The following is a 10,217-nucleotide window of genomic DNA, read 5'->3' as shown; positions in this document are numbered from 1 at the left end:
ACACGGCACAATAAATACGACCACGTGGCCTACTTTTCGACCGTCACTCCTGGCCTACGTTTGGACCGTCGTCAACAGCGACCGCGGGTCTGCGGTTGACCGAGATGGGGCGCGCGTTGTTTCGTTCTCACGAGCGTGAGGATTCCGATGAGGACGTGAGCGTTGTCGTTCTAGGAAAAGATGACCCTTTGGCATATCCGATGTTGGTCGGGCACCTTGCCGCTGCAGGTCCTGGTCTGCTAGTCGACCCGTACTTGCAGCTAGATGAGCTGCACATGGTCGTCGTAAGCACAGGATTGACGCGGATTCTCGTATCAGGGAAGCCGAGGCATAAGCGTGTTGTGGCATCGATGCGTGCTTATCTTGACAGCGCAAGTCTCCCGCGCCGAGTCGAGGCGAGAGCGTCGACCGCCCTGCATGACCGGGTTCTTATCGCTGACGCGGAGGAACAGGTTCTGACCCTCGGAACTTCACTCAATGGCGTTGGGAAAGTGACTACGGTCCTTTCTCCCATGCCGGAGAAAGCCCGCGAGGTTCTGCGCGCGGATTACGCGCAGTTGTGGAACGACGCCGAACTTGTTGGCCCGCCCACCAGGACAATGCAAGAGGATGAAGCCGAACGAGAGGACGGACCAGCCGCTAAGTAGCGCTACGTTGGTAGTCCTGCGCCGCCGGACACTTGTGGTGCGCTGGTGGTGCTGGCGATGGCGTGTAGGTCGTCTTTCATCTGGGGTGTGGGTTGCCATGCGCCGCGCTGGTCGTAGGTGACGTTCAGGGTTCCGCCGGCGCTTGATGCGTGGACGGCTTCGGCGATGTTGGCCGGTGCTTGGGAGACGGCCATGGCTGGGATGACGGTCGGGCTGGTTGGGGTGTAGGACGAGTAGCCAGCGGACTGGTACGGGGTGCCGCGCACCACGGTTTGCGCAGTTCAGAGAAATATTTTCTGGAACGGCGCCATGGCCCATCGCCCCCGGCGCGGCCGCCGCGGGACCCGACGCATCTGCGGCCGCCAGCAGCTCGGCACCAGCGCCGCCAGGGCCGTCCGTGACTTGGTCATCATTTGTTTCTGCTGTCGGTCATTTGTCCCATCCGTAGGAATCGGACATCTCTGGCCGGATCGTCATCGGAATCATCGTTGACCGGATCGTCGCGTTTACGCGTTGAACCGTCCAGGGTGTCGCGCTGATGACTCCCCGGGTGTTCACGAGCAGCCAGTCGGCCCCGCCGGGCCCAGTGGAGGTGAAACGATCGCGCCGCCCCGTCCGACAACGGAACTCGGCCCTTCCCGAGGGCGGCGACGAGCATGGACGGTTGTCCGCCCTTGTTACGTTCGTGGCAGTGGTTCGTCGCCGCTCGACGTCAATGCAGACATGACGATTCCTACGGATGGGACAAATGACCGACAGCAGAAACCGAACCCATACGGGGTCACTCACCCAACATCTTGTGGCCGGACCTCATGGCAGCGGACCACCCACACGTCGCACTCACGCTTAGTGCGCAAGAAGATCTCTGAGCACCTCACCGATCGAGCGCATTCCCGCGAGCACTGTGTCTCGCCAATCGGGGCCGGCGGCATCCCAGTTGGCAATAACGGCATAGGAGTACCAGGTGCCGTTTCGTTCTATGGTGCCCACGTCGGCTCTGACGGCCGCGTCGGTTCCAGTCTTGTTGCGGACGCAATAGCCGCGATCCGGCTCGGCATGCGCTAGAGGATCCAGACCGAATGCAGATGCCACCATCGACAGATCCAGGCCTGTCGCCAGCCACCTGTTCAACTGGTCCGAGACCGCCTGCGATATGAGCCGCTTGGCGGCCAGGCGACACATGAAATCGGACAACTCAGCGGCCGAACCCACCGACAACGTCCACACGTCATCGGGTCCACGATGGTCCCGAACACGATCCAGCAGCGCGGTCTTGGCCAAACCGATTGTCCCACAAAATGCTTGGATGCTGTCTAAGCCCACACGGTTCAGCAACACGTTGGTGGCGAGGTTATCGCTGACCGAGGCGACCAGCACGCACAGATCGTGGACGGAGAACCGCTGAGCGTGCAGATGCTGCCAGATACCCGAATCCGCAACGTACACAGCAGGATTGCGGTCGAGCAATTCGTAGCAGTCCATCGACCCCTCGACGCACTGCCGCGCCACTTCGGCCAAGAGCAGCAGCTTTCCGACACTGGCAGTTTCCATGGACACATCGGAATTGTGTTCTGCGAGTTGGCGGCCGCCAGCGTCTCGAATACAGATCGACCAAGTGACGTCGGGCGTAGTGCCGACCGTGTCGCTGATCGACCGATCCAGCGCGACGTGCGGCATCGGCAGCCCATGCAACATGAGAGCACCGTAGATGGCTGAGCGTTACGGCGCCAGCGTGATGATCCCCGGTTCCATGGGCGGTGTCGGTGAGACCCCGCCGGTGCCACCGCCGGTGCCTCCTCCCCCACCGCCACCCCCGGGCGGCGGACCGACAACGGGAGGTGCCGTCTTCCGCGGTGGAGGCGGGGCCACTGCCGATGGTGGCGTGAGGTTCTGCGCCTCAGCTCCCGGCCCAGGCGGAGTCGGGATTTCCGGATTGGCTCCCTTGATCAGCGAAGAAGCCAGCACGACAGCATATTTCGGCCGGCTCCATCCCGCGGGATTGGTGAACACCACCCGTCCTCGGTAGTCCGGGCAGTAGGCTTCCACTGCTGCGTCGAGGAACCGTGATTCGGTGCGCAAGAGGCGGCCCGGGTCGGCACCAGGGGTGACGTTGTTCGCGTTGTCCACCAGCGCAGCCACCAAGGCGTCCGCCGACATGCCCGACGCCAGACTGCCGCAAATTTGATGCGCCGTGGCGATGAGGGCCGGCACACCCGACAGGGCCGAGACGCCCTTTTGGTCGAGCAGTGCCAGGAAATGGTCGTCCTGGCTCGAGTCAGCCGACGCTGCGCCGGCGTGCACCATTGCGGCGCCGCTGAGCAACGAGACGGTGGTGAGCAGTGACCCGGCAGCGACGGTGATGCGGGTGAACATAGCGGGCTCCGATTGGCTCGAGGCGCAGTCGTCCAGGCTCCCTCCTACACAGGGAGTTAGCGCTTAGTTTACCTCGCGTTAACCAAAAAAGCACCCTGCGCGGAAATTTGGCGAGTACTTGGGGCCTCGATGACAAGTCCGCCCTACCAACCCCATTCGTCATCCTCCAGCACATCCACGGTGACGTCGTTGTCGGCGGGCCTTCGCGTTCCGTACAGGAAGGTGAGCATCGTGCGGTCTCCTTCGAGGGGTTCGATTTCGACGACGGTCGCGTGCCCGATCGTCATGCGGATCCTGTCGCCGGGCTTCAACTCGTCAACACGTTTGAGGGTCACGTCCGCTCACCAGCGCCAGTGAAGCCGCCAGCGCGGCCGCCGCTCGTTTGCCCCCCGCCATGGCGTTGATGATTCGCTCGATCGAGACGCCGACGCAAGCCCGGGCACGGCCGGTGACTCAAATGCGCCAGCCGCACCAGCACCGATGCCGGGACTCGACCACGTTCATCTGCAAGAGTGACCACTCATGGCAAGTCTTCTCATGCTGATCATCGTCGGGATCGTCGGACTCGGCCTCGTTGCCGGCGTGATCGCACTGCTGGTGCGTCTGACCAGATCGCCTGAAGCCCCGCCCTACGTCCCGCACGCCTGGCAACCCGGCGCGGGCTGGTATCCCGACCAGTCAGATCCGAACGTGCTGCGCTACTTCGACGGTCACACCTGGACGCAGGCGACCAGGCCGGCCGGCTGAGCATCGACGGGACGGAGGTCGAACCTACTGCGGCGCTTAGACATTCGCTTACATATCGCCGAGATCTACTACGCCGTCAGCGATTCGATGACCTTGACCAGCTCGTCGGGAGCTTCCCAGTTCAGCGCGTGCCCCGCATCGGGCACCGTGACCAACCGGGCGCCGGGAATGCCGTCGGCCATCCGACGGGAGTGACTGGGCGGCGTGGTGCGGTCCGCTGCTCCAACCATGACCACCGTGGGCACGGTGATCTCGCCCAGGCGCGGATAGCGGTCTTCGCGCGAGAAGGCGCGCACGATCGGCAGCAGCGCCCCGTGTTCCTCAACGTGCTGGCGGAAGCCCTCGGTAAACACCGAGACCATCGCCGGCGAGGGACGCGCTCCGCATTGCGCAGCGCCGAACAGCACCCCCACCGTCCGATAGCGGATCAACCGCTGCAGGATGCCACGCTCGAGCAGGGGGATCTGCAGCTTGTTCTGGGGCGCTCCGTCCAAAACACGGCCTGCCCACGTGGCGAACAGCACGAGCCCCCGTAATCGCTGTGCGACGCCGGCGTGGTCGAGCAGGGCGCGAATGGTCACAAACCCGCCCATTGAATGGCCGACGAGGACGGCATCGGCAACGTCGAAATGTTCCAGCACCGCGGCGATGTCGGCGGCCATGGGCGCGGAGCCGATACCCTCCGAACCCAGAGTGGATCGGCCGTGGCCACGCTGATCGAAGGCGATGACGCGAAATCCCCTGGCCAGCAGGTCGTCCCACACGAGGTTCCATTCGGCGAGGGTCACGGTGTAGCCGTGCACGAGAACGACGGGCGGCCCCTCACCCGCGACCAGCGCGCGCAACTCCGTGCCGTCCGGGCGGATTAGCGTCACCTCCTCCCCTTGCGGCTCGGCGAGCAATTGCTCGCGTGTGAGGGGATCGGGGTTGCGCTCGATCCACCCGACCAGGGCGCGCAGCCCGGCCCAGCCCAACAAGCCAGTCGTCCCCAATGCCGCACCGATGGCCAGCCCGGCTCGCATCAGCGGTTGTCCCGCGCCACTGCGCCTCGCATCGCACACTCCCTCACGCCCGCGGGTTGCTCGTCCCTATTGGTATACCCGGTGGGCGCACTCTGCGCGCTGCGCCTACCGAAATATTCGACTGAAGCACGCGCAATAAGCGTTCTCAGCCCAGCCTGGTGACGTCAGGTGCGACAACGCCGCGAGTCGGTTTACTCGTGCGAATACCGCATGCTGTATTCCAAAACTGAACGCAATTTTCGACGCCTTGAGCAATTAGCCCTCGACCGGCGCCACATTACCGCCATTCGCATACTTCCGGGTGCAGAGAACCTCCTCATAATGGGGACTGCGGCGAATCGGCCACCGCTGAGCCAGCGGTGGCCGATTCGCCGGTGGGCTAGCTGCCGTCGTTACCTTTGGTGCCACTCTTTCCGTCACCGCCGGGTCCCGTCCCGGCCGCTCCTGCGGCGCCGCCCACACCGCCGATCGCGCCGTTGCCATTGCCGCCGTTGCCACCGTTGCCGCCGTTGCCGCCCTTGCCGAGGGCCGCCGCGCCGTTACCGCCGGCGCCGGCGGCACCACCGTTACCGCCCTTGCCGCCGCTGCCCACACCGCCGGCCGACCCGCCGGCACCACCGTTGCCGCCGCTACCGCCGTCTTTGCTCGAGCCGGTGCCGCCGTTACCACCGGCACCCCCGGCGCCTCCTGCACCGCCGCTGCCGCTGAGCCCGGCCGCCCCACCGGCGTTACCACCCGCGCCGCCGGCGCCGCCGGCACCGGCGTTACCGCCGGGGGTCGTAGGCCCGCCGTCGACACCGAGCCCACCGGCGCCTCCGGCTCCGCCATTGCCGCCGGCCCCGACCGTTGCACCGCTGCCTGTGGTCGCCGCGATGCCGCCGTTACCGCCAGCCCCGCCGGTCCCACCGGCCCCAGAACCGGCCGCGGCGCCCGGCAGCACGCTGCCCCCGGCACCACCTTGGCCGCCGTTACCGCCGGCGGCGCTGGCGCCCGCGATGCCGGTAGCGCCACCGGCGCTGCCACCCTGTCCGCCGTTGCCACCCGCACCGCCGTTACCACCGGCCTTACCGCTCCCGTTCGGGCTGTCAGCGCCATTTCCACCGTTGCCGCCGGCGCCGGCAGCGCCACCGTTGCCGACCTGGCCACTACCCCCGACCGCACCGGCCGCGCCACCGGCACCGCCGTTGCCGCCGTTACCGCCGCTGCCGCCGTTGCCGCCGCTCGAGGCGGCCGGGGTGCCGCCGTTGCCACCGACGCCGCCCTTACCGCCGGCCCCACCGCTGCCGGCAAGGCCGCCACCGCCGCCCGCGTTTCCGCCGGCACCGCCGGCACCGCCGGCACCGGCGTTACCGGCGTTGGTGAGAACGGGTCCGCCGTCGACGCCGACACCGCCGTCACCGCCGGCCCCGCCGTTACCGCCGTTACCCACGAGGGCACCGGCGCCCACCGTCGCCGCCACCCCGCCGTTGCCGCCACTACCGCCGGCGCCGCCGACTCCGGCTCCGGCCGGGGCACCCGGCAGCACGCTGCCGCCGGCACCGCCGTGGCCGCCATTACCGCCGTCGCCGCTAACACCGGCAAGGCCGGATGCGCCGCCGGCGCTACCGCCCTGACCGCCGTTGCCGCCCGCGCCGCCCTTACCGCCGGCGATGCCACTGCCGGCAGCGGCGGCGGCACCGTTACCGCCGTTACCGCCGTCGCCGGCGAAACCACCGGCGCCGACCGTTCCACCGGTGCCGACGGTTCCGGCCGCACCGCCGTTGCCACCGTTACCACCGTTACCGCCGGCGCCGCCGTTGTAAGCACCGGTGCCACCGTTGCCGCCCGTGCCGCCATCGCCGCCAGTGCCGCCGCTGCCGCTGGTTCCGGTCGCACCGCCGGCGTTACCACCGTTGCCGCCGGCACCGCCGACGCCGCCGCTGCCGCCGCCGGTGGTGGGACCTCCGTCGACGCCGATCCCGCCGTCGCCGCCGTCGCCGCCGTTCCCGCCGGCACCGACCGTTGCACCGCTGCCGACGGTGGCTGCGGCCCCGCCATTGCCGCCGCTACCACCGGCTCCGCCGGCGCCGACCCCGCTCGGGGCGGTGGGCAGCACGCTGCCACCGGCACCGCCGTCACCGCCGTCGCCGCCGTTTCCGCTGGCACCCGCGGTGCCCAGCGCACTGCCGGCGTTACCACCCTGGCCGCCGTTGCCGCCCGCGCCGCCGCTACCGCCGGCGTTCCCGCTGCCGATGGCGGCGGCGGCGCCGTTGCCGCCGGCACCGCCGTTTCCGGCCGCACCACCCTTACCTGCCGTGCCGCCGGCACCGCCGGTGCCGGCCGCGCCGCCGGCGCCGCCGTTGCCGCCGTTGCCGCCGTTCGTACCGTTGACGCCGCCGGTACCGCCGTTACCGCCGAAACCGCCCGCGCCGCCGGCACCGCCGTCGCCGTTGATACCTGAAGCGCCGCCCGCGTTACCACCGTGACCGCCGATTCCACCAGCGCCGCCATTGCCGCCACTGGTGGTGGGTCCGCCGTCGACACCGATCCCGCCGGCTCCGCCGGCGCCACCGTTGCCGCCATTGCCCACTGCCGCGCCGCTGCCCACGGTGGCCGCGAGACCGCCGTGGCCGGCGTTACCGCCGTTGCCACCAGCGCCGGCCCCAGTGGGGGCAGTGGGCAACACGCTGCCGCCGGCGCCACCTTGACCGCCGTTGCCGCCGTTACCGCTGACACCGGCGGTGCCCAGCGCGCCGCCGGCGTTTCCACCCTGACCGCCGTTGCCGCCCGTCCCGCCGCTACCGCCGGCCTTGCCACTGCCGGCCGCGCCCGAGAAACCGTTCCCGCCGTTGCCGCCGTCGCCGGCGGCACCGCCGTTGCCCACGATGCCGCCGGTGCCGACGGTGCCCGCCGCGCCACCGCTGCCACCGTTACCGCCATTGCCGCCGGCTCCGCCGTTCAGGTTGCCGGTGCCGCCGTTACCGCCGTCGGCACCGTCACCGCCGGCGCCGCCGCTGCCGCTAATCCCGGAGGCTCCGCCGGCGTTGCCACCGTTGCCGCCGGCGCCGCCGGCGCCGCCGTTACCGCCTCCGGTGGTGGGTCCCCCGTCGACGCCGACGCCGCCGTCACCGCCCACGCCGCCGTTGCCGCCGGCGCCCACCGTGGCGCCGGTACCCACCGCGGCCGCGGCCCCGCCGTTGCCGCCGGTCCCGCCGGCACCGCCGGCGCCGGCTCCGGTCGCGGCACTGGACAGCACGCTGCCGCCCGCGCCACCCTGTCCACCGCTACCGCCGTCGCCGCTGGCGCCGGCGATACCCGACGGGCCGCCGGCACTGCCGCCCTGGCCACCGTTGCCGCCCGCACCGCCGTTACCGCCGACGGCGCCGCTGCCGTGCGCGCCCGCAAGCCCGTTGCCGCCGCTGCCACCGTCACCAGCGGCGCCGCCATTGCCGGCCTTGCCGCCGGTGCCGACCGCGCCGGCCGAGCCGCCGGCGCCACCATCGCCGCCGTTGCCGCCGGTCAGACCGTTGAGGGCGCCCTTGCCGCCGTCACCACCGGTGCCGCCGGCGCCGCCGGTACCGCCGCTGCCGCTGAGCCCGGTCGCGCCTCCGGCGTTTCCGCCGTTACCGCCCGCGCCGCCGGCACCACCGTTCCCGCCGTTAGTGGTGGGCCCGCCGTCGACGCCGATCCCTCCGGCGCCTCCGGCGCCACCGTTGCCGCCGGCACCCACTGTGGCATTGGTGCCCACCGCGGCCGCGCCACCGCCGTTTCCGCCGTCGCCACCGGCACCGCCGGCACCGGCCCCGCCGGGAGCGGAAGGCAGCACGCTGCCACCGGCGCCACCCTGGCCACCGTTGCCACCATGCCCGCTGGCACCCGCGGTGCCCAGCGCGCTACCGGCGCTGCCGCCCTGGCCACCACTGCCGCCCGCACCACCACGACTGCCCGCGGCACCACTGCCGTTCGCGGCGTCCGCGCCGGCCCCGCCGTTGCCTCCGGCGCCGGCGGCACCGCCGCTGCCCACCGCACCCGCGGCACCCGCGCCGCCACCGGCCGCGCCACCCGCACCGCCGTTGCCGCCGTTACCGCCGGCGCCGCCGGCCTGTGTGATGCTCGTGCTGGCAGCACCGTTGCCGCCGATTCCGCCGCTGCCGCCGGCCCCGCCTGCCCCGTTGAGTCCGCCGGCGCCGGCTGACCCGCCACTCCCTCCCGCACCGCCGGCGCCACCACTGAACCCGACGCCAGCGGCGCTGGTGGCCGCGGCACCGGCGCCACCATCACCGCCGACCCCACCGTTGCCGGCCACCCCGGCGTGTCCCGCGATGCCGGCCTTTCCGAAGAGCGCGATCGAGCCGCCGGCGGCCCCACCCGCACCTGCGTTGCCACCGTCACCACCGGCACCACCTACTCCGCCAGCCATGCCCACACCGGTGCTTCCGGCGCCACCGGCACCGCCGACGCCGCCGGCGCCGCCCGCGCCGCCTATTCCACCGGCGCCGCCGAGCAGCGAGTAGTTGGCCCCGCCGGCGCCACCAGCCCCGCCGGTGCCACCGTGGCCGCCCGCCCCACCGAGCAGACCGTCCAAGCCGGCGGTACCCGTCCCACCGGCACCACCGGCACCGCCGGAGCCGAAGAATCCGAGCAGTTGCCTGTTCGCACCGCCGGCGCCACCCGTCCCGCCGATAGCCCCGATGCCACCGGCACCGCCCGCACCGCCGTTGCCGCCGAAGAGGAATCCGTTCGCTCCGCCGGCCCCGCCGTTGCCACCCACGCCACCTGGCGTGATCGCGTTGCCGCCGGCTCCGCCATTGCCGCCGGCACCGAACAGGGCGGCCGAGCCGCCGGCCCCGCCCTGGCCACCGGGGGCGCCCGAGCCACCATTTCCGCCGTTGCCGAACAACCACCCGCCGTTACCGCCGGCTTGCCCGGTACCAGCTGCGCCATCAGCACCGTTGCCGAACAAGGAGCGTCCGGTTAGATCCTTGATCGGATCCCAGGCCGCCGCGGTGCCGAACAGATTCTGAGCTGCCGCCAGTGGCGACGCGTTGACCGCTTCGGCCGCCGCGTACGCTCCCGCACCCCCCGACAGCGCCTGGACGAACCGCTGATGGAACAACGCCGTCTCCGCGCTCAACGCTTGGAAATCCTGCCCGAACGTGCCGAATGCCCGAGTGATGGCCGCCGACACCTCGTCAGCGGCCGCGGGCACGATCGCCGTCGTCGGTCCCGCCACCACCGAAGTCGCCTGCCGCACGGCGTCTCCGATACCCGTCAAATCCGCCGAAGCCGCGGCCAATGCGTCGGGCACCGCGATCAGGAAAGACGACATTGAACCCTCCTAGATGAATGGACAACACATCATTGGGGGCAGACGGTACGCCTCGGAAAACAAGCGTGCAGCCATTTAATCAATGATTGTAATTGCATTCTTTGTTGGTGAGTGAATACA

At 70.4% G+C, this 10,217-nt stretch carries 7 protein-coding genes; 1 reads left to right on the top strand and 6 read right to left on the bottom strand.

The window, feature by feature from the left end; genetic code table 11:
* Positions 1–649 precede the first annotated feature (649 nt).
* The 4 genes from AWC08_RS04455 to AWC08_RS04440 all read right to left on the bottom strand — a co-directional run bounded on the left by AWC08_RS04455 (position 650) and on the right by AWC08_RS04440 (position 3,355).
* Positions 650–913, bottom strand: coding sequence for a hypothetical protein (locus AWC08_RS04455; RefSeq protein WP_085087401.1), 264 nt, complete (start codon positions 911–913; stop codon positions 650–652).
* 580 nt (positions 914–1,493) lie between these two features.
* Entirely contained in the window at positions 1,494–2,342 is an 849-nt protein-coding gene (locus tag AWC08_RS04450; RefSeq protein WP_083271436.1) for a serine hydrolase, read from the bottom strand.
* A 24-nt stretch (positions 2,343–2,366) separates the two neighbouring features.
* Entirely contained in the window at positions 2,367–3,020 is a 654-nt protein-coding gene (locus AWC08_RS04445; RefSeq protein WP_065137212.1) for a DUF732 domain-containing protein, read from the bottom strand.
* A 143-nt stretch (positions 3,021–3,163) separates the two neighbouring features.
* Positions 3,164–3,355 carry a hypothetical protein gene (locus AWC08_RS04440; protein WP_065137211.1) on the bottom strand — a complete coding sequence of 64 codons (192 nt, stop codon included), beginning with the start codon at positions 3,353–3,355 and terminating at the stop codon, positions 3,164–3,166.
* A 187-nt stretch (positions 3,356–3,542) separates the two neighbouring features.
* On the opposite strand from AWC08_RS04440, the gene AWC08_RS04435 reads away from it, so the two are divergent.
* A complete protein-coding gene (locus AWC08_RS04435; RefSeq protein ID WP_065137210.1) occupies positions 3,543–3,767 on the top strand; it encodes a DUF2510 domain-containing protein in 225 nt (74 codons plus the stop codon).
* Positions 3,768–3,835: 68 nt separating this feature from the next.
* On the opposite strand, the gene AWC08_RS04430 is transcribed toward AWC08_RS04435, so the two are convergent.
* On the bottom strand, positions 3,836–4,789 hold the full coding sequence (locus tag AWC08_RS04430) for an alpha/beta fold hydrolase (RefSeq protein ID WP_065137209.1): 954 nt from the start codon (positions 4,787–4,789) through the stop codon (positions 3,836–3,838).
* A gap of 379 nt (positions 4,790–5,168) precedes the next feature.
* Positions 5,169–10,097, bottom strand: coding sequence for a PE family protein (locus AWC08_RS04425; RefSeq protein WP_085087399.1), 4,929 nt, complete (start codon positions 10,095–10,097; stop codon positions 5,169–5,171).
* Positions 10,098–10,217: the final 120 nt, after the last annotated feature.

It is taken from the genome of Mycobacterium gordonae (assembly GCF_002101675.1).
Classification (GTDB): domain Bacteria; phylum Actinomycetota; class Actinomycetes; order Mycobacteriales; family Mycobacteriaceae; genus Mycobacterium; species Mycobacterium gordonae.
Note: the sequence above shows the minus strand (reverse complement) of the source record. Positions and strands in the feature narration are given on the sequence as shown.

Excerpts from the sequence above, each read along its gene's own strand:
- AWC08_RS04430 (WP_065137209.1), bottom strand. The coding sequence starts at position 4,789 with ATGCGAGCCGGGCTGGCCATCGGTGCGGCATTGGGGACGACTGGCTTG.
- AWC08_RS04425 (WP_085087399.1), bottom strand. The coding sequence starts at position 10,097 with ATGTCGTCTTTCCTGATCGCGGTGCCCGACGCATTGGCCGCGGCTTCG.
- AWC08_RS04450 (WP_083271436.1), bottom strand. The coding sequence starts at position 2,342 with ATGTTGCATGGGCTGCCGATGCCGCACGTCGCGCTGGATCGGTCGATC.
- AWC08_RS04435 (WP_065137210.1), top strand. The coding sequence starts at position 3,543 with ATGGCAAGTCTTCTCATGCTGATCATCGTCGGGATCGTCGGACTCGGC.
- AWC08_RS04445 (WP_065137212.1), bottom strand. The coding sequence starts at position 3,020 with ATGTTCACCCGCATCACCGTCGCTGCCGGGTCACTGCTCACCACCGTC.